The organism is Streptomyces sp. NPDC002623, from assembly GCF_053592635.1.
This window is the reverse complement of the sequence record NZ_JBSFWB010000016.1, coordinates 130,686-150,669: the sequence shown is the minus strand read 5'-3', so window position 1 is coordinate 150,669 and position 19,984 is coordinate 130,686. Positions and strand designations below refer to the sequence as shown.

Annotated in this window: 13 protein-coding genes; 9 read left to right on the top strand and 4 right to left on the bottom strand. The window is 70.8% G+C overall.

The window, feature by feature from the left end; all coding sequences use genetic code 11:
• Positions 1 to 20 precede the first annotated feature (20 nt).
• Positions 21 to 878 carry an EamA family transporter gene (locus ACWD4O_RS27745; RefSeq protein WP_451283816.1) on the bottom strand — a complete coding sequence of 286 codons (858 nt, stop codon included), beginning with the start codon at positions 876 to 878 and terminating at the stop codon, positions 21 to 23.
• A gap of 175 nt (positions 879 to 1,053) precedes the next feature.
• Here ACWD4O_RS27745 and ACWD4O_RS27740 point away from each other — a divergent pair, with 175 nt between their 5' ends.
• Together ACWD4O_RS27740 and ACWD4O_RS27735 are read left to right on the top strand one after the other, a co-directional pair.
• Positions 1,054 to 1,626 (top strand): XRE family transcriptional regulator, encoded by a 573-nt coding sequence (locus ACWD4O_RS27740; protein ID WP_451283815.1) that lies wholly within the window; start codon positions 1,054 to 1,056, stop codon positions 1,624 to 1,626.
• A gap of 43 nt (positions 1,627 to 1,669) precedes the next feature.
• Positions 1,670 to 2,227 carry a YbaK/EbsC family protein gene (locus ACWD4O_RS27735; protein ID WP_451283813.1) on the top strand — a complete coding sequence of 186 codons (558 nt, stop codon included), beginning with the start codon at positions 1,670 to 1,672 and terminating at the stop codon, positions 2,225 to 2,227.
• A 16-nt stretch (positions 2,228 to 2,243) separates the two neighbouring features.
• On the opposite strand, the gene ACWD4O_RS27730 is transcribed toward ACWD4O_RS27735, so the two are convergent.
• Entirely contained in the window at positions 2,244 to 3,353 is a 1,110-nt protein-coding gene (locus ACWD4O_RS27730) for a cation diffusion facilitator family transporter (protein WP_451283811.1), read from the bottom strand.
• Between the two features lie 80 nt (positions 3,354 to 3,433).
• On the opposite strand from ACWD4O_RS27730, the gene ACWD4O_RS27725 reads away from it, so the two are divergent.
• On the top strand, positions 3,434 to 3,793 hold the full coding sequence (locus ACWD4O_RS27725) for an ArsR/SmtB family transcription factor (protein WP_451283809.1): 360 nt from the start codon (positions 3,434 to 3,436) through the stop codon (positions 3,791 to 3,793).
• A gap of 13 nt (positions 3,794 to 3,806) precedes the next feature.
• Here the strand turns inward: ACWD4O_RS27725 and ACWD4O_RS27720 are convergent, their stop codons facing one another.
• Both ACWD4O_RS27720 and ACWD4O_RS27715 read right to left on the bottom strand, forming a co-directional pair.
• Entirely contained in the window at positions 3,807 to 5,015 is a 1,209-nt protein-coding gene (locus ACWD4O_RS27720) for a 4-hydroxybenzoate 3-monooxygenase (RefSeq protein WP_451283807.1), read from the bottom strand.
• A gap of 46 nt (positions 5,016 to 5,061) precedes the next feature.
• Positions 5,062 to 5,469, bottom strand: a complete 408-nt coding sequence (locus ACWD4O_RS27715) for a CoA-binding protein (RefSeq protein ID WP_451283805.1) — start codon at positions 5,467 to 5,469, stop codon at positions 5,062 to 5,064.
• Between the two features lie 166 nt (positions 5,470 to 5,635).
• Here ACWD4O_RS27715 and ACWD4O_RS27710 point away from each other — a divergent pair, with 166 nt between their 5' ends.
• From ACWD4O_RS27710 to ACWD4O_RS27685, 6 genes are all read left to right on the top strand, one after another.
• A complete protein-coding gene (locus ACWD4O_RS27710) occupies positions 5,636 to 6,385 on the top strand; it encodes a hypothetical protein (protein WP_451283803.1) in 750 nt (249 codons plus the stop codon).
• Positions 6,382 to 6,939: a SixA phosphatase family protein gene (locus ACWD4O_RS27705; protein ID WP_451283802.1), complete on the top strand. Its 558-nt coding sequence runs from the start codon at positions 6,382 to 6,384 to the stop codon at positions 6,937 to 6,939. The genes ACWD4O_RS27710 and ACWD4O_RS27705 overlap by 4 nt, the downstream gene beginning before the upstream one ends.
• Before the next feature lie 70 nt (positions 6,940 to 7,009).
• Complete coding sequence (locus tag ACWD4O_RS27700; protein WP_451283800.1) at positions 7,010 to 7,636, top strand: YigZ family protein; 627 nt, start codon at positions 7,010 to 7,012, stop codon at positions 7,634 to 7,636.
• A gap of 332 nt (positions 7,637 to 7,968) precedes the next feature.
• The gene (locus ACWD4O_RS27695) at positions 7,969 to 12,219 is read left to right on the top strand and encodes a LamG-like jellyroll fold domain-containing protein (protein WP_451283798.1); all 4,251 of its coding nucleotides are present in this window, start codon (positions 7,969 to 7,971) and stop codon (positions 12,217 to 12,219) included.
• A gap of 250 nt (positions 12,220 to 12,469) precedes the next feature.
• Positions 12,470 to 19,228: a polymorphic toxin-type HINT domain-containing protein gene (locus ACWD4O_RS27690; RefSeq protein ID WP_451283951.1), complete on the top strand. Its 6,759-nt coding sequence runs from the start codon at positions 12,470 to 12,472 to the stop codon at positions 19,226 to 19,228.
• A 29-nt stretch (positions 19,229 to 19,257) separates the two neighbouring features.
• On the top strand, positions 19,258 to 19,977 hold the full coding sequence (locus tag ACWD4O_RS27685; protein ID WP_451283796.1) for a DUF6193 family natural product biosynthesis protein: 720 nt from the start codon (positions 19,258 to 19,260) through the stop codon (positions 19,975 to 19,977).
• The last annotated feature ends 7 nt before the right edge of the window (positions 19,978 to 19,984 follow it).

The following is a 19,984-nucleotide window of genomic DNA, read 5'->3' as shown; positions in this document are numbered from 1 at the left end:
GCCCGGGTGGGGCCGACGGGTCAGCCTGTCGCCAGCAGTAGCGTGCCCACCAGGGCCAGTCCCGCGCCCGCCGCCTGGATCGCGCGGATGCGCTCCCGCAGGAAACCGCGGGCCGCGACGGCCGTCACCACCGGGTAGAGCGAGGCGAGCACGGCGACCACGGTGACCGGTCCGTGCTGGGCGGCGACGGCGTACGTGCCGTTCGCGGCGACGTCGGCCAGCCCGACCAGACCGAACGCCGGCAGCGAGGCCCATGCGAGACCGCCCTCGGGCAGCGCGGGCGCCCCGCGCCGGACGGCGAGGTACAGCGCCGCACCACCCGTGGCCACACTGAGGGCGCGCTGCACGAACAGGGCGAGGAACAGGCCCGTGACGGTCGTCGACGCCTCGGTGATCAGGACGAACACCGTGCCGAAGCCGAGCGCCGAGACCAGCGTGAGCAGCACGGCCTGCCGCTGCACCGGCGCGCCCCGCAACTGCGGCCCGCCCGCCAGGACGACCCCCACGACGGCGACCGCGATGCCCGCGACCTGGACGAGCCCCGGGCGCTCGCCGAGGACCAGGCCGACGGAGACCGGGACGGCCACGCTCAGCGTGGCCAGCGGGGAGACGACGCCCATCGGCCCCAGCGCCAGCGCCTTGTAGAAGGAGAACAGGGCGATCGGACCCACCAGCCCCGCCGCGACCGCGAACCACAGGCGCGGACCGGCCTCGCTCCAGCCGCCGGTGGCGACCACGATCACACCGAGGACGGCCGCCGCGATCGACTGCGACACCACGACCACCGTGAGCGCCGGGGTCCGTCGCGTCAGCAGCCCGCCGCCGAAGTCGGCCAGGCCCCACAGGAGGCTGGTGGCCAGGGCGAAGAGTGCTGTCACGGGTCCCTCGCAGTACAGTTCGGTGCACGATCGGGTGCACCACACCGTAGTTCAGAGAAGTGAACCCTGTCATCCAGAATAATGGACTCCGGTATGGGCTGGTACTGAGTGCTACTGAGTGCTACTGAGTGCTACTGGGTGGTGCTGGGCGGTACTGGATGGAATTGGACGGAACTTGTCAGATCTCGACCTGCTGACCCAGTCCCTGGCGCGCAACGTCAAGCACTGGCGCGCAGTACGGGGCTTCACCCTCGATGTGCTCGCCGCCCGCGCGGGCGTCAGCCGCGGCATGCTGATCCAGATCGAGCAGGCCCGCACCAACCCGAGCATCGGAACCGTCGTCAAGATCGGCGACGCGCTCGGCATCAGCATCACCACCCTGCTCGACTACGGCCAGGGCCCCAAGGTCCGGATCATCTCGGCCGAGCAGGCCGTGCGGCTGTGGCACACCGACGGCGGCAGCTACAACCGGCTGCTGGCCGGCACCGAGGCGCCGGGCCCGCTGGAGATGTGGGACTGGCGGCTGATGCCCGGCGAGAGCAGCCCGTCCGATCCGCACCCCCTCGGCACGGTCGAGCTCCTGCACGTCACGGCGGGTGAGCTGACCCTCACCGTGGACGGCGTCGAGTACCGCGTCCCGGCCGGTTCGAGCGTCTCCTTCGAGGCGAACACCCCGCACACCTACGGCAATCAGGGCGAGGCGCCCATGGAGATGGTGATGGCCGTCTCGGTCCCGCCCGTGCCCTGAGTCACCCGTACGGCGGCCGGGGCGAGGCTGTTAACGTGCGGCCATGCGCGCACCCATCGGTCACTTCGACACCGCCCTCCCCGCCCCCGACTGCCTCGACGAGCTGCCGGCCCCGGTCGCCGACGCCGTACGCGACTGGAGCGGCTCCGTGCCCGCCGATCAGCTCGTCTACGTCGACACCGATCCGCAGTGGGCCGACACGGCCGTCTTCGTGGAGCACTACGGTCGCGAGCTGCTGGAGCAGTCCGCGAACTGTGTGGTGGTGGCCGGCAAGCGGGGCGGCGAGACGACCCTTGCAGCGTGCCTCGTCCTGTCCACTACTCGCGTCGACGTCAACGGCGTCGTCCGCCGCCGACTCGGCGCGCGCAAGGCCTCGTTCGCCGCGATGGACACGGCGGTGGGGGAGACCGGCATGGAGTACGGCGGCATCACCCCGATCGGACTCCCCGCCGCCTGGCCGGTGTTGGTCGACTCGGCCGTCGCCGATCTGCCGTACGTCCTGGTGGGCAGCGGGCGTCGGCGCGGGAAGCTGCTGGTGCCGGGCAAGGCGTTCGCCGAACTGCCCGGCGCGGTGGTCCTGGAGGGGCTCGGCGTCGCCTGACCCCAGAGCCTGTGTCTCAGGCCGCCATGTGGTGGGCGAGGGTGTCGTGCGGATCCGCCTCGCCCGGCGCCGGCGTCGGATCCGCGTGCACCAGGGCCGCCGTGAGCCGCGGCACGGCGTGCAGCAGGGCGTGTTCGGCGTCCACGGCGATCGCGTGCGCCTGGCGTACCGTCACCTCGCCGTCCACGACGACCGCCACCTCCGCGCGCAGCCGGTGCCCGATCCAGCGCAGCCTCAACTCGCCCACCGCCTGCACCCCTTCGACCTCCCGCAGGGCGCGTTCGGCCCGGTCCACCAGGGCCGGATCAACGGCGTCCAGCACCCGCCGGAACACCTCGCGCGCCGCGTCCCGCAGGACCAGCGCGATCGCCGCCGTGATCGCCAACCCCACGATCGGGTCGGCGAGTTGCCAGCCGAGGGCCGAGCCGCCGGCACCCAACAGCACGGCCAGCGAGGTGAATCCGTCCGTGCGGGCGTGCAGGCCGTCCGCGACCAGCGCGGCCGAACCGATGTCCCTGCCCACCCGGATCCGGTAGCGGGCCACCCACTCGTTGCCCGCGAAGCCGACGAGCGCGGCCACCGCGACCGCCGGGACGTGCGTGACGGGACGCGGATCCAGCAGCCGGTCGATCGCCGTCCACCCCGCGAAGGCCGCGCTCGCGGCGATCGTCAGCACGATCGCGATGCCCGCCAGGTCCTCCGCCCGTCCGTAGCCGTAGGTGAAGCGGCGGGTGGCCGCCCGTCGGCCCAGCACGAAGGCGATGCCCAGCGGCACGGCCGTCAGCGCGTCCGCCGCGTTGTGCACCGTGTCGCCGAGCAGTGCCACCGACCCGGACAGCACGACCACCACGGCCTGCGCGACGGCCGTCACGCCCAGCACGGCGAGCGAGACCCAGAGCGCGCGCATGCCGCGGGCCGAGGACTCCAGCGCCGGGTCCAGCTTGTCGGCGCTCTCGTGGGAGTGAGGGGTGAGGAGGTGCGCGAGGCGGTGACCGGGCGAGGTGCGGTGGTGCGGGTGCTCGTGCGCGTGAGGGTGTGCGTGTGCCGGGTCGTGGTGGTGCGCGTGTCCGTGCTCGCGGTCGTGTGCGTGTTCGTGCCCGTGTGCGTGGTCGTGCGGCTCGCTCACGTCGATCCCCTTCCGGTTCCGGCGGCTCCGGTCGTACGCCGAGGTGGACGCGCGTGTGCCCACGAGGCCATTATGTGCGTATGAGCGCACGCATGCACCTGTCACCTGCACACCATGCGCATCCGCGCACCCCCGGCGACGAGCAGTTCGCCCTCGCCGCCGAGCTTCTCGCCCTGCTCGGCGACCGCACCCGCCTCACCCTGCTGCACGCGCTGACCTCGGGCGAGGCCGACGTGACGACGTTGACGGAAGGGTGCGGGGCGGCCCGGCCGGCCGTCAGCCAGCATCTGGCCCGGCTGCGGCTGGCCGGGCTCGTGAACACCCGCAAGGAGGGCCGACGGGTGATCTACACGCTGTCCGACGGCCATCTGCGCCGTCTGCTGGACGAGGCGCTGAACGTGGCCGACCACCGGCTCGGCGACAAGCCGGTGCACGACTGACCGGGCGCGCGACTCAGTAGCGCTCGGCCGTCCCGAGGTACTGCTCCGCGAAGGCGGCAGCGGCCGCGGGCGACGTGAACAGACGGCGCAGCCGGGCGAACGTGGTGCCCGCGCGGAACGAGTCGCCGGCCGCGGTCCCGTGGTAGACCTCGGACAGCCACTGGGAGAACTCCTGGTAGTCCCACACCCGGCGCAGACACGCCTGCGAATAGCCGTCCAGCCCGCCGCCGTCGCCGCCGTCCAGGTACGCGACCAGCGCGTCGCCCAGCAGGAACGCGTCGTGCAGCGCGAGGTTCATGCCCTTGGCGGCGATCGGCGCGACCAGGTGGGCCGAGTCCCCGGCCAGGAAGAGCCGCCCGTACGTCATCGGCTCGACCACGTAGTCGTGCATGTCCAGGACGCGCTTCTCGATCAGCGGCCCCTCGGTGAGCGGCGGGGCGTCGCCGCCTCCGAGGCGCTGGTGCAGTTCGGACCAGACACGGTCGTGGGACCAGTTCTCCGGGTCGTCGCCGGGCGGGCACTGGAGGTAGTACCGGGTCACCTCGGGGCTGCGGGCCATGTGTCCGGCGAACCCGTTCTGATGGACGCCGAACAGGACGCAGTCGGAGGACGGCGGTGCCTCGGCGAGCAGCGCCAGCCAGCCGATGCCGTAGTCGTGCCGCGCGACCCGTGCGTGCTGCGCCGGCAGCGCGGCCCGGCTCACCCCGCGCGCACCGTCCGCACCGACGACGAAGTCGCAGCTCAGCAGCCGCCGTTCAGCGGTGTCCGGGCAGGTGTACGACACCGAGGGCCGGGCCGTGTCGAGATCGTGCAGCTCGACGTCGCCCACCGAGAAGCGGGCGTCGCCGCCGCGCACGTCGACGTAGCTGTGGACGAGGTCCGTCACCAGCAACGGCTGCGGGTACACCCAGTGGTGATGTCCCGTCAGCTCGGTGTAGGAGAGGCGGTACCGCTCGCCGCCGAAGCGGAACTCGCACGCCGAGTGCCGCTGGGCGCGCTCCAACAGGTTGCCGGCCAGGCCCCGTTGCTGCAGTCCGCGGACGGCCCACTCCTCGATGACGCCGGCGCGCGGCCGTTGCTCGATGAACGCACGGCTCTCCGTCTCCAGTACGACACAGTCGACGGACGCGGCCCGCAGGATGTTGCCGACGGTGAGACCTGCGGGCCCCGCGCCCACGATGACGACCGGAGTGCGGTGCGGGGAAGGGGAGTTGGTGGTCACCCGCACATTATGGGCGCGGGGGCGGCCCGGGCGGCCGGCCGGTGCCTCAGCCCAGCCGGGGAATCTCGATCGCCGGGCAGCGGTCCATGACCATCTCCAGTCCCGCGGCCCGCGTACGCTCGTAGGCCGCCTCGTCGACGACGCCGAGCTGGAACCACACCGCCTTCGCCCCCTTGGCCACCGCCTCGTCGGCGACGGCGCCCGCGAGGTCGCTGTTGACGAAGACGTCGACGACGTCCACCTCGAAGGGGATGTCCGCGAGAGAGGCGTACCCCTGCTCCCCGTGCACCGTCTCCGCCTTCGGGTGGACGGGCACGACGCGCTTGCCGAAGCGCCGGAGCACCTCGGCGACGCCGTAGGCCGCGCGCTCACGGTTCGTCGACAGGCCCACCACGGCCCAGGTGTCGCCCGGTCCGGTCAGAATCCTGCGGATCGTTGCCTCGTCGCCGTACACGGCGGCCTCCTTGTGTTCGGGCAGGAACGGTTCCCTCCGTCCGAACAGTCCGCGACGGCTCCCGATTCCGGCTTCTGCCCGCGAACCTGCGCCCGTTCCCCGGCTCTGACCAGGCACCGTCGCTCTTCTGCGACTTGATCGGCCCGACAGGCCCTAGGCTCGCCCTGTGCTGCGCATCATCGACGCCCGAACCGGCGAAGCCGTCGTCGCCACCCCCGTTCGGCGGGGCCTGACCCGTGTGGAGGCGCATGCCTCGGGGTACGGGGCCGGGTCGCTCCGGATCCTGCTCGTCGCCGACCTGCTCGTCCGCGCGCTGGAACTCGGCGGTACGCCCGTCTGGTCCCTGCTGACCGGCGAGCGGGACCAGGCGGAGCTCCGGGCCGGGGCCACCGCCCTCGGCATGCACCCCTTCGAGGGCGGCCGCGACCTGGGCGCCGGAGCGGGCGTCGGCGAGGCTCAGGTGCTGCACGTGGTGGGCGAGGACGGCGGGGCCCCGGACGAGCTGCGGGTCGCGGTCGCCCCGGTGGAGGGGACCGTGCCCTCGGGACCGGTGACGGGCGCCGCACCGGACGCCGACCCCGCCGCCCTGCGCCTCGCCCTCCTCGCCAGGCCCCGCACCGAGCCCCTCCGGCTCGACGCCGTCGCCCTGGGCGAGGCCCGCGACACCCTCGTACGCTGGAGGAGAGCCGTCGCCGACTGGGCGCGACGGCCGTCGCGGCCGGTTCCCGACGACCTGCGCGGGCGGCTGCGCACCGCCTGGGAGGACGATCTGGACGTGCCCGAGGTACTGCGCGTACTGCGCTGGGTGGAGGACGCCGGACCCGACCTGCCGGACGGGGCCCGCTTCGAGACGTACGCCTACGCCGACCGGCTGCTCGGCCTCGAACTCACCCGCGACCTGGGAGCCCCGGCGTGAGGGGGCCCGGCGGCGGGACCCCGCTGCGTCGGCTGGTGGTGCTGCGGCACGCCAAGTCGGCCTGGCCGGACGGCGTCCGCGACCACGAGCGGCCGCTCGCCCCGCGCGGTCGCCGGGACGCGCCCGCCGCGGGCCGTGCCCTCGCCGAGGCCGGCTGCGTCCCGGACCTCGCCCTGTGCTCCACCGCCGTCCGCGCCCGGCTGACCTGGGAGCTGGCCGCCGCCGAGTGGGACACCCCGCCCCCGGTGCGCTTCGACCCGCGGCTCTACGGGGCCGAGGTGCCCGAGATCCTGGACGTCGTCCACGAGACGCCGGCCGACGTCGAGACGCTGCTGGTGGTCGGGCACAACCCCGGCCTGGAGGAACTGGTCCTCGACCTGGCCGGGGACGGCCTGGACGACGCCCTGGACGAGGTACGGCTGAAGTTCCCGACCTCGGCCGTCGCCGTCCTGGCCTGGTACGGGCCCGACTGGAGCGCCCTGACCCCCGGCACGGCCCTGCTGACGTCGATGACCGTGCCGAGAGGCGAGAAGCCGCACCCGCGCGAGAGCTGACCGACGGCGAACCGGCGTACCGGCGTACCGTCGAACAGGCGTACCGGCGATCACCGCATAGGCTGGCCGGATGCAGGACGAGTACCGCACCGTCGCCCACGCGGGCGTGCACGAGACCGAGGTCAACCGCTCGCGCTTCCTGTGCGCCCTCGCCCCGGCGGCCACCGAGCGGGAGGCCCAGGACTTCGTCGCGTCCGTCCGCAAGGAGCACGCCGACGCCACCCACAACTGCTGGGCGTACGTCATCGGCGCCGACGCCTCCGTGCAGAAGGCCAGCGACGACGGGGAGCCGGGCGGCACCGCGGGCGTCCCGATGCTCCAGATGCTGCTGCGCCGCGACATGCGGTACGTCGTCGCCGTCGTCACCCGCTACTACGGCGGCGTCAAGCTCGGCGCGGGCGGGCTCATCCGGGCCTACGGCGGCGCGGTCGGCGAGGCCGTCGACAGCCTCGGCACCCTCACCCGCCGCCGCTTCCGGCTGGCCACGGTGACCGTCGACCACCAGCGCGCGGGCAAGGTCCACAACGATCTGCACTCGACCGGCCGCGAGGTACGGGACGTCCGCTACGGCGAGGCGGTCACCCTCGAGATCGGCCTCCCGGACGCCGAGGTGGACGCCTTCCGCGTCTGGCTCGCGGACGCGACGGCGGGCACTGCGGTGTTCGAGCTGGGCGGAGAGGCGTACGGCGACGCGTGACGCGCGCCGGTACGGCAGCCCCTTGGCGGAAACCCATCGGTGGCATCGCCGCGGCCATGGGTTGTTCACCTTGAGTTCTCCTGAATTTCGGCATGTGCTTTCCCTTGTCGCCGCATGAAATTGCCTGGTGTGGTCATTGTGACGGGCGTCACACAGATTATTCATAGGGCTTGTCCGTCAAATCCCGGGATTTGCCTATCGATTGATCTGGACGGCTTGTTTTCCTCCCTTTAGCTTCGACTGGCGAAAGCTTGATCGTTTTATCGATTGAAAGTCCGGGGGAGGACTGGGGGATGACGGTTCCCAGACGGGGCCGCGCCGCTGCATGCGCAGTGAGCGCCGTTGCAGGTCTGACGTTGCTGGGCGGGATGGTGCCGGCCTTCACGGGGACGGCGGCCGCCGCTCCCCGGGCGCAGCAGGAGGTGACCGAGGGGGCCACGCCGGCGAAAGGCACGGAGAACGCCGCATTCGGTCAGGCCGCGCGCTCCGGAAAGAAAGTGGAAATAACCTCGCTGCGCGGTGAGACCAGCGAGACGTACGCCCTGCCGAACGGCAATTTCGAGGCCGTGGAACATCTGCGTCCGGTACGGGCCCGGGTGAATGGCGGATGGAAGGCGATCGACACCGCGCTGGAGAAACGCGCGGACGGCAGCGTCGGGCCCAAGGCGGCGACGGTGGGCATCGCGTTCTCCGGCGGCGGGAAGAAGCAACCGCTGATCACGCTGGAGCGGGCGGGCCGGACCCTGTCCCTGTCCTGGCCGACGGCGCTGCCGGAGCCGGTGATCGACGGTGACACGGCCACCTACCCGTCGGTGCTCGAGGACGTGGACCTATCGGTGAAGGCGAGCGTCGACGGCGCCTCGGAGGTGCTGGTCGTCAAGACGCCCGAAGCGGCGGCGAACCCGAAGCTGGCCGAGCTGCGGCTGGCGATGGACGCCGACGGCATGGACGTACGCACCACGCCGGACGGCGGCCTCGCGGCCGTCGACACGGCCGCCGGCGGGCCGGTCTTCGAGGCCCCGCGGCCGATGATGTGGGACTCCGGCAAGGGCGCGTCGACCGCGGCGGCCCGCACGGCGGCCGGGAAGGCGGCCGAGGCCGCCGATCCGGCACACGGGCCCGGCGAGTCCGCGAAGGTCGCGCCCATCGGCGTGAGCGTCGCCTCGGGCGATGACGCGCTGGTGCTGAAACCGGACCAGAAGCTGCTGAAGACCGCCACGTTCCCGGTCTACATCGACCCGCAGTGGTACACGCCGAAGGCGAGCAGCTGGACCTTCGCCTCCCGCTACTGGGCCTCGTCCCCGCAGTGGAAGTTCAACGGCAACTCCGACTCGGGCATGGGCTACTGCGCGGGTGACGCGCGCTGCGCGCCCGAGGACGTCAAGCGGATCTTCTACACGATCCCGACCTCGCGGTTCGCGGGCAAGTCGATCCTGTCGGCGGAGTTCGTGGTCAACGAGACGCACTCCTACAGTTGCACCAAGACCGATGTGCAGCTGTGGCGCACCAAGGGGATCAACTCCTCGACCACGTGGAACACGCAGAACGCCGACGGCTTCTGGGTCGACCTGCAGAAGACGCTGAGCGAGGCGAAGGGCTGGAGCAGCGACTGCCCGGGCGGCAGCGTGGAGTTCTGGGCGCTGCGTGCGGTGCAGCAGGCGGCGGCCAACGGCTGGTCGACCACGACGTTCGGCTTGAAGGCCCGGGACGAGAACGACGTCCTGTCGTGGAAGCGGTTCTCCGACGACGCCTGGCTGCGGGTGCAGTACAACCGCCCCCCGACGCAGATCCGTATGTCGCAGCTGACGCAGGACCCCGGCGGCGCCTGCTCCTCGACCGCCAAGCGGGTCCGCATCCTGCCCACGATCCGGGCCAACGACGTGACCGACCCGGACGGCGACAACATCTCCGTGCAGTTCCAGGCGTCCTGGGACACCGGTGACAGCAAGGGCTACACGGCACGCTGGACCTCGGCCCGGACGACCTACAAGAAGTCGGGCTCCGACTTCTCGATCTCACTGCCGTCGACCATTCCCAAGAACAAGAACGTCGGCTGGCACGTGCGCTCCTACGACAGCGCACAGTGGTCGCCGTGGAGCTACACGGGTTCGGCGACCGACTGCCTGATGGTCTATGACACGAGCGTGCCCGCCGGTCCCTCGATCGTCTCCACCCAGTACCCGGCCTCGGACCCCGAGGACCCGAACGACCCCTGGCTGGACGGGGTGGGCCGGTACGGCACCTTCACCATCGACTCCTCGTCCGCGGACGTCTCCAAGTACTGGTTCGGCATCAACGGCGACCCGACCAGCGCGCACACGCTGACCACCTCCGCCGGCGCCGCGCAGACGACCAAGTTCATGCCGACGAAATCCGGCGTCAACTTCATCACGGCGCAGGCCTTCGACACCGCGGGCAACGGCAGCGAGATCCGCACCTACCAGTTCCGGGTCAACGCGGGCCAGCCCGACCGGCTGAACATGAAGCTCAACGAGGCGGCCGGCTCGTCCACGGTCAGCGGTGTGGGCGGGGAGTGGCCCGCCCAGCTGAACGGCGCGACCCCGGGCGGGGAAGGCGTCTCGGGCCACGGACTGCACTTCGACGGCACCGACGACTACGCGGCCACCACCTCCCCGGTGCTCAACACGGCCAAGAGCTTCTCCGTGTCGACCTGGGCCAAGCTGCCCGCCACCCAGCCGAGCACCTCGGTGGTGGCTCTCTCGCAGGCCGGCGCCAACACCAGCGGCTTCGAGATCTACTACTCCCCGGCGCTGGGCGGCTGGCAGTTCCTGCGGCACAGCGTCGACGCCTCGCCGCCGGCCATCTCACGCGCCGCACAGCCCGCCTGCCCGACCGGTGACACCGCCTGCACCGCCGCGCGGCTGGGCACCTGGACCCACCTGGTCGGCGTCTTCGACAACCCCAACGGGGAGATGCGGCTGTACGTCAACGGCGCACTGGTCGGCAGCGCGGCGTTCACCACCCCGTGGGACTCCCGCGGCCGCACCCTCCTGGGCGTCGCCCAGCACTACGGCACCCTGGGCAACTACTTCACCGGTGATCTGGACGAGGCCCAGCTCTTCGACTACCAGCTCACCGCCGCCCAGATCAGCCGCCTGTACGCCAAGCAGCCGGTGAACACCAACCGTCCGGCGAAGGTGGTCTGGCCGCTGGACGAGGACGCCTCGGCGACCGCGGCCGTCGGCCGGTCGCAGCAGGTCACGGCGACCGTCAACGGCGGGGCCCGGCTGGGCTCGGCGGGCGTCGACGGCACGGCGGCGACCTTCGACGGCGTCGACGACGGTGTGATCACCGCACAGCCGGTGCTGGACACCTATCAGAGCTTCGCGGTCTCCGCCTGGGCCAAGCTGCCCAAGGACAAGGAGAGCCGGGCGATGATGGCGGTGACCCAGGGCAGCACCAGTGTCCCGGGCTTCGAACTGGTCCACTCCTCGGCACTGGGCGGCTGGGTCTTCCTGCGGGCCGGGTCCGACGCGACCACCGCCACCTTGGCGCGGGCCCGGCAGAACGCCTGTGACGCGAACGTGAACTGCGCGGCCGCCCGACTCGGTGAGTGGACCCACGTCGTGGGCGTCTACGACTACGACGCCGGTCAGATCCGGCTCTACGTCGACGGTGTGCTGAAGGACACGCAGCCCTTCACCACCCCCTGGCTCGCCACCGGCCCGGTCACCCTGGGCTACAAGGCGACGGGCGGGGCCCAGGCCTTCATGAAGGGCGACCTGGACGATGTCCGGCTGTTCGACCGGGCCCTGTCCGGCGACGAGGTCAAGGAACTGAACAAGGCCCGACCGGTCGTACAGGGCCGCTGGAAGCTGGACTCCGGCTCCGGCACTCCGCTGACCTCCGCCGACGACTCCTCGGGCAGCCGGCCGCTGACGCTGGCCGGCAACGCCTCGATCGACGTCTCCGGCAGCTCCAACTACGTGGGCACCGGTGGGCTGCTGCTGGACGGCAGCGGCGACTACGCCACCACGGCCACCTCGCCCGTCTCCACCGGGACCAGCTTCACCGCCGCCGCATGGGTGAGCACCGCGGCCCGACCGGATCATCCGGTGACCGTGTTCTCGCAGGCGGGCTCGGTCAACAGCGGCTTCGCGGTGCGGTACGTGCCCAGTGCGACCGACCCGGCGAACGCCGGCCGATGGCAGCTGGCGATGCCGGGCTCCGACGTCAAGGGCGCGACCGTGGCGACGGCCGAGCATCCCAACTTCATGAACAACACGAGTTGGAACCATCTGGCGGTGGTCTACGACGCCTTCGCCGACCAGATGCGGCTGTACGTCGACGGCAACCTGGAACAGGTCGTCTGCGCCGACAGCGACGAGGACGGCAGCCCGGATGTCGCGGGCTGCACCGACTCGGTGTCCTGGAACTCCAACGTCCTGCCGTTCAACGCCACCGCCGGCCTTCAGCTCGGCCGGGGCAGGACCGACGGCGCATGGGGCGAGTACTGGCCCGGCGTGATCGACGACGTGTGGACCTTGCAGGGCGTGGCCTCGGACGAGCAGATCGCCCGGCTGGCCAACGGCACGGAACTGGCCACGGTCCCCGGCCCGTAACAGCCGGCACGGACCCGTGCGGGGGCGGACCCGAAGGCCCGCCCCCGCACCCACGGATGTCTTGCCTTCCGCCGCGTCGTCTTGCCGTCGTGGCGTCGAAAAAACCAGCGGGTGAAGGGGGAAACGCATGAAGGTGGCCGAAGGGGTACGGGCGAGAGCACGGCGGAGAATCGCCGTGACCGTGTCCGCGGTGCTGGTCGGAACACTGCTGCAGGGGGCGTTCACGCCGTCGGCGGCACAGGCGGACGACATGCCGAAGGTCCCGGCCTCGGAGAAGGCGCTGTCCGGGCACACGGTGAAGTCGCTGCCGCGCGGGACGGACGGGCAGCGCAGGACGCCGTCCGCGGCCCCACGGCACGCGTCGCCGAAGGCCGGGTCGGCGACGGTGACCCTGCGGCCGGGCGAGAAGGCGGTCACCCGACGGGCGGGAACGCTCCCGGTGTCGCTGACGGCGCCTGCGGCGAAGAAGACGCCGACAGCGCTGTCGGGCGACGCGACCGTCAGCGTGCTGGACGCGACGGCCGCCGAGAAGGCCGGTGTCGAGGGCCTGCTGTTCTCCGTGCGGCGCGGGACCGGCGCCCAGGGCGCCAAGGTCGGCGTCAGCGTCGACTACGCCGACTTCGCGCAGGCCTACGGCGGCGCGTACGCCGCCCGTCTGAAGCTGGTCCGGCTGCCCGCCTGCGCCGCGACGACCCCGCAGCGCGCGGAGTGCCGCACACAGGTGCCGGTCGACGCCCGCAACGACGGGACCACACTGTCCGGCGACGTCAGCATCGCGGGCGCCGAGCCGATGATGCTGGCGGCCACCACAGCCGCCGCCGACGGCGCCTCCAGCGCCAGCGGCGACTACACCGCCAGCCAGCTCTCCCCCTCCGCGACCTGGTCGACGAGCCTGAACTCGGGCAGCTTCTCCTGGTCGTACGACATGCCCGTGCCGGGCGTGCCGGGCAAGTTCGCGCCCAGCGTGGGCCTGTCCTACTCCTCCGGGGGCATCGACGGCCGTACGTCCTCCACCAACAACCAGTCCTCCTGGGCGGGCGACGGCTTCAACCTGTGGCCCGGCTCCATCGAGCGCAGCTACAAGGGCTGTGCCGACGACGACGTGAAGAACGCCGACGGCAACAAGCCCGGCGACATGTGCTGGGCGTACGACAACGCGTCCATCTCGTTCAACGGGCGCGCCGGCGAGCTGATCCCGGCCGGGACCGACACCTTCAAGATCAAGGGTGACGACGGCACCAAGGTCCAGCGGGTCTACGGCACCACCTCCGACGTCCGCTCCAACGGCGCCCGCAACGACGAGTACTGGAAGGTCACCACGACCGACGGCACCCAGTACTTCTTCGGCTACAACCGCCTGCCCGGCTGGGCGTCGGGCAAGGACACCACCGACTCCACCTGGACGACCCCCGTCTACGGCGACGACGAGGGCGAGCCCTGCCACGCCGCCGCCTTCGCCGACTCCTGGTGCCGACAGGCCTACCGCTGGAACCTCGACTACGCCGTCGACGTCCACGGCAACGCGATCTCCTACTACTACAAGAAGGAGTCCAACTACTACGCCCGCAACCTCACGGCCGCGGACGAGACGTCCTACGACCGCGGCGGGTACCTGGACCGCATCGAGTACGGCCTGCGCAAGGACACCGTCTACTCGGCCAAGGCCCTGGCCAAGGTCAGCTTCGTCTCGGCCGAGCGCTGCCTGCCGCAGACCGGCGTGACCTGCGACGCCTCGACCATCGACGACAAGAAGTTCTACTGGTACGACACGCCGTGGGACCTGAACTGCAAGTCCGGGGAGGACTGCACCAAGTCCGCCTCCCCGAGCTTCTGGACCCGTAAGCGGCTGACGTCGGTCACCACCCAGGTGCTCAAGTCGGACGGCACGTACGCCCCGATCGACACCTGGACGCTGGGCCACCGCTGGGGCATGGCGGACATCGACTACCAGCTGCTGCTCGACTCGATCCAGCACACCGGCAAGTCGGCCACCCCCGAGATCGCCCTGCCCAAGGTCACCTTCGGATACCACCAGGACGCCAACCGCCTCGACATCGCAGGCGACGACACCGCGCCCTTCATCAAGGAGCGCCTGTCCACCGTCGTCGACGAGTCCGGCGGCCAGATCGACGTCAACTACTCCGCGGCGGCCTGCGACGCGGGCAACCTGCCGACCCCGCAGACCAACACCACCCGCTGCTACCCGGTCTACTTCACCAAGTCCGGCGACGCCGACCCGACCCTGCAGTGGTTCAACAAGTACGTGGTGGAGTCGGTCACCGAGACCGACCGCACCAACTCCTCGCCGGACATGGTCACCCGCTACGACTACCTCGACGGCGCGGCCTGGCACTACGCCGACGACGACGGCCTGACCAAGGAGAAGTACAAGACCTGGTCGCAGTGGCGCGGCTACGGCCATGTACGAGAACGCACCGGCGGCCAGGACCCGGTCGGCATGAAGTCGCAGACCGACCACTACTTCCTGCGCGGCATGGACGGCGACCGCAAGGGCCCGGCCACCGGCGACGGCACCAGGTCCGTCACCGTGTCCGACGACAACGGCGGCACCATCACCGACCACGACTCCGCGGCCGGCTTCGAGTACAAGACCGAGGAGTACAGCGGCCCCGGCGGCCGGGTGCTCGCGAAGACCGTCAGCACGCCCTGGCACCACCAGACGGCCAGCCGGGTCCGGGTGTGGGGCATCACCACCGCGAACCTGACCGGCACCGCCTCCGTGCGCACCTGGACCTCCCTCGACGACGGCGCGGGCGCCAAGTGGCGGCAGACGTACCAGACCAACACCGCCGAAACCACCGCCGGCCGGGTCACCCAGCTCGAGGACTTCGGCGACACCTCCACCGCGGCCGACGACCAGTGCACCCGCACCAGCTACGTCGACAACACCACCGCCTGGATCCTCACCAAGCCCTCGCGGGTGGAGACCGTGGCCGTCAAGTGCGACGCCACCCCGGACCGCAGCAAGGACGTGCTGTCCGACATCCGCACCGCCTACGACGGCCAGGCGTACAACGCCGCCCCCACCAAGGGCGACCCCACCCGCGTCGCGAGCCTGAAGTCGCACAACGGCACCACCGCGACCTACCTGGAATCCGGCGTCACCTACGACACCACCTACGGCCGCCAGCTCACCAGCACCGACATCACCGGCACGGTCACCGCGACCCTGACCGGCGCCCCGGTGCGCACCGACCGCAGCGACGGCCGGACGACGACCACGGCGTACAGCCCGACCACCGGCTTCCCCGTCACGGTCACCACCACCACCCCGCCGGCCACCGCGGGCACCGCCTCCACCGCCCAGACCAGCACCACCACGTACGACACGCTGCGCGGACTCCCCGAGACCGTGCTGGACACCAACAGCAAGCGCACCGACCGGACCTACGACGCGCTCGGCCGCGGCCTCAAGATCTGGCTGCCCGACCGCTCCAAGGCCAACAACCAGACCCCGAACTACGAGTTCGCGTACACCATCACCGACGGCAAGCCGGTGGCGGTCGCCACGAAGACGCTGAAGAACGACGGCGGGCAGCGCACCTCGTACACGCTGTACGACGGCTTCCTGCGGACCCGCCAGACCCAGGGCCCCGGCCCGTCCGGCGGCAGGCTGATCAACGACGTCTTCTACGACGAACGCGGCCTGACGGCCAAGGCCTTCGCGCCGTACTACAACACCGCCGCGCCCTCCACCGAACTGCTGAGGCTGGACGACGCCCTGGCGGTGGAGACCCAGACCTGGAACACCTACGACGGCCTCGGCCGCGTCGTCAAGTCGCAGCAGGTGGCCGGCAACGGCGACGGCGGCACGGTCCTCGCCGTCACCACCACCAGCTACGGCGGCGACCGCACCACGGTCACCCCGCCGGCCGGCGGCACGCCGAGCACCACGGTCACCGACAGCCGCGGCCGCACCACCGACCTGCTGCAGTACGACGCCGCCACGCCGACCGGCACCCCGTCCACGACCCACTACGACTACGACCCGGCCGGGCGGCTCGCCGCGGTCACCGACCCCGTCGGCAACCAGTGGACGTACCGCTACGACCAGCGCGGCAACAAGATCGGGACGAAGGACCCCGACAAGGGCGAGTCCTCCTACACCTACGACGACCGCAACCTGCTGCTCACCAGCACCGACGACCGCCAGCCGAAGCAGACCATCACCCACGTCTACGACGGCCTCGGCCGTGAGCTGGAGACCCACGACGGCACCGCCACCGGCCCGCTGCTGACCAAGCACGTCTGGGACCCGGCCGGCAACGAGGGCCAGCCGGCCTCCGCCACCCGCTACGTCGGCGGCGCGAGCGGCAGCGCCTACACCACCACGTACAACATCTACGACACGCTCTACCGCCCCAACCGGGTGACCACCACGATCCCGGCCTCCGAGGGCGCCCTCCAGGGGGCCTACCAGTCGAACACCAAGTACAACCCCGACGGCACCGTCCAGTCGAGCAGCTACCCGGCGGCCGGCAGCCTCGCCTCCGACGTCCTCACCCCGACCTACGACGACATCCTGCGCCCGGTCACGCTCTCCGGCACGGGCGACGTCACCTACATCACCGGCACCGCCTACAGCTACACCGGCAAGCCGCTGCAGTTCACGTACCAGAGCGGCGGCAAGAAGACCCAGGTCACCAACACCTACCAGTGGGGCACCCAGCTCCTGGACAACACCCGGGTCGACCGCGAGGGCGTGCCCGGCGTCGACAAGTCGTCCACCTTCGGCTACGACAAGGCCGGCAACATCACGTCGATCAGTGACGTGTCCCGCGACGGCACCGACAACCAGTGCTTCGGCTACGACCACCTCGGCCGCCTCACCGAGGCCTGGGCCCAGGGCACCACCGGCTGCTCCGCCACGGCCGGATCCCTGCTCGGCGGTCCCGCGCCCTACTGGCAGTCGTACACCTACGACGCCACGGGCAACCGGCGCACCGAGACGCTCCACGACACGACCGGCGACGCCGCCAAGGACGTCAAGCGCACCTACGAGTACCCCGCGCCCAAGTCGGCGCGGCCGCACGGCCTGACCCAGGTCACCACCGCCGCGGCCAACGGCTCGTCCATCGACACCTACACGTACGACACGGTCGGCAACACCCGCACCCGCACCATCGGCGGCAACCAGCAGACTCTCGACTGGGACGCCGAGGGACACCTCGCCAAGGTCACCGAGGGCGCCAAGACCACCTCCTACGTCTACGACGCCGACGGCAACCGGCTGATCCGCCGCACCGACGCCGACACCACGCTCTACCTCGGCTCCACCGAGATCACCCTCGCCAAGGGCGCCACCGCCGCCAAGGCCACCCGCTACTACGACCTCGGCGGCGGCAACCAGGCGATCCGCACCGACGACGGCAAGCTGTCGTTCCTCCTCGGCGACCACCACGGCACCTCCGAACTCGCCGTCAACGCGACCGACCTGTCCATGCAACAGCGCCGCTCCACCCCCTTCGGCGGAGCTCGCGGACAGGCGCCGACCTCATGGCCCGGCCAGAAGGGCTTCATCGGCGGCACCGCGGACAGCACGACGGGTCTGACCCACCTCGGCGCCCGCGAGTACGACCTGGCGACCGGCCGTTTCCTCAGCGTCGACCCGGTCATGGACTCGGGCGACCCGCAGCAGATGAACGGCTACAGCTACACGGAGAACAACCCGGTCACCTACAGCGACCCGACCGGCCGCACGAAGTGCGACGCCAACCCCGAGCTGTGCGGCAAGAAGGACAACAGCTGCGACTCGGCGTGCGTCAAGAAGAACATCGAGAAGGTCAACAAAGCCAACAAGGCGACCGAGGAATACTTCAGGAAGAAGCGCCAGAAAGAGGCGCAGAAACTCTACAACTACTTCTTCAAGCCGTCGAAGTGCTTCGGTAATCCGGTCCTGCCGCTCCCCAAGTACGACACCTGCTACACCCAGGCGGAAATCGACTCCGACAAGCAGCTCGTGAAGACCGTCATGTCCGCCTTCGGCGACATGACGATGCTCGAGCCCTGGTACCAGTGCGCCTTCAACCACGACCAGGACAAGTGCGACACCCTCGGCCTGGCCATGTCCACGGGCGACGCCGGCGCCATCGCGAGGGGCGGAGTCAGGTTCGTCAACGCGCTGAGCAAGGCCGGGCGGGTGCTGTGCAGCTTCACCCCCTCGACCCGCGTGCTCATGAAGGACGGGCGCACCAAGGAGATCGGGAAGGTCAAGCCCGGCGACAAGGTGGCGGCGGCCGATCCCAGGACGGGCAAGCGCCAGGGGGCGCGCACGGTCACCGCTCAGGGCGGCCACCGCGACACGGACCTGGTCTACCTGAGCATCCGTGACGAACAGGGCCGTACCGTCACCGTCGACACCACCTACGAACACCCCTTCTGGGACGCCACGGCCCGCGCGTGGATCCAGGCCGGCGAACTCACCGTGGGCCACGACCTCAGCACCGCCGAGGACGGCCGGGTCCGACTGGTCGGCGTCCGGCACGAGGTCGGCGCGGCCGACATGTACAACCTCACGGTCGAGGACCTGCACACGTACTACGTGCTCGCCGGTTCCACGCCGGTGCTGGTGCACAACTGCGATGTGGCGCTGGGCCGGGCGGCAGAGGGAACGTACAAGTGGGCGGAGGGCAAGAACTTCAAGCACTTCGGGGGCGATGAGTTCGCGGGCGTCAACTGGATGGGGCCGGTGGAGAGCGCGATCCGGGATCCCAAGGTCACGCTGCACGTGAACATGGACGACCTGGGCACGTTCGAGGCCGCCGCCAAGGAGGGACTCGCCCCGGGGGCCAGATCGACAGAGATCGAGATGGGATGGATCGCCCGAGCGGTGGCCAATGGAGAACGCGATTGGACGACGATCCACTGGTATCGCACGGACGTCACAGCGAAGAAGAAAGTGGAATTCTTTCCCGATGAGCCCGACTGGTCGAGCTTCGGTAGATTGCGACCGTTCATCAACGACACGGGACCTTCGTGCAAGTGCTAGGACCACGATCTCAAGGAGCGCCCTCCACTGTGGAGACGAACGACACCTCCCCCCGTCCGGACCTGTCCCTGTTCCTGGACTCCGCTCTGTACCCGGACCTGATCGAAAGGGGCGGTCTCGTCTCCGCTCTGGAGAGCCTGGCCCGTGAGAGCGGCTTGGATGTGGGAACGCCCTACAGCGAGCACGCGTCGGGGCCGGGGCGCTACAGGAGTGCCGTCATCGCGACGGACCGCGGCACGATGTCCATGCTGCTCGGCAAGCGCGAGCGGATGTTCTCCCTCGACATCCGCGGGCGCGGATTCACGTGGGCGGACGGAATGACGGACGATCTGCGGGAGCTGGTCGGGGCGGTGGCGGCCTGGCGGAGCGGGCTGCCCGTGGACGAGTTCGCCGGGGCCTTCCCGTTCATGCGGCTCGGCCGGCTCGCCCGCGGGTACGAGAGCGGTGATCCGATCGCGGCCCAGTGGGAATGGCTGCGGACCGCGGAGGTCTACGACCGCGAACGGCCCCTGGTGGAGGCGGCCCATGCCAACGGCCGCCTCCGCGGGCTCTTTCCCTATCTCAGCCACGGGGTCCTGCGGCTCTCCACGGAGCTGGGGAGACAGGGGGCACGGGAGATCCAGATCTGTCCGGTCAGCGGAGGGTCCTACCAGGTGGAGGACACCGGGTCGGGAGACGGGGTGAGGAACGCGGTCGCTCTCGGGGAAGCGATCGATACCGCGGTCGATCTCCTTCTGACCTCGTCCTGACCTCCTC

Excerpts from the sequence above, each read along its gene's own strand:
- ACWD4O_RS27735 (WP_451283813.1), top strand. The coding sequence starts at position 1,670 with ATGCGCGCACCCATCGGTCACTTCGACACCGCCCTCCCCGCCCCCGAC.
- ACWD4O_RS27725 (WP_451283809.1), top strand. The coding sequence starts at position 3,434 with ATGAGCGCACGCATGCACCTGTCACCTGCACACCATGCGCATCCGCGC.
- ACWD4O_RS27700 (WP_451283800.1), top strand. The coding sequence starts at position 7,010 with ATGCAGGACGAGTACCGCACCGTCGCCCACGCGGGCGTGCACGAGACC.
- ACWD4O_RS27690 (WP_451283951.1), top strand. The coding sequence starts at position 12,470 with ATGCCGAAGGTCCCGGCCTCGGAGAAGGCGCTGTCCGGGCACACGGTG.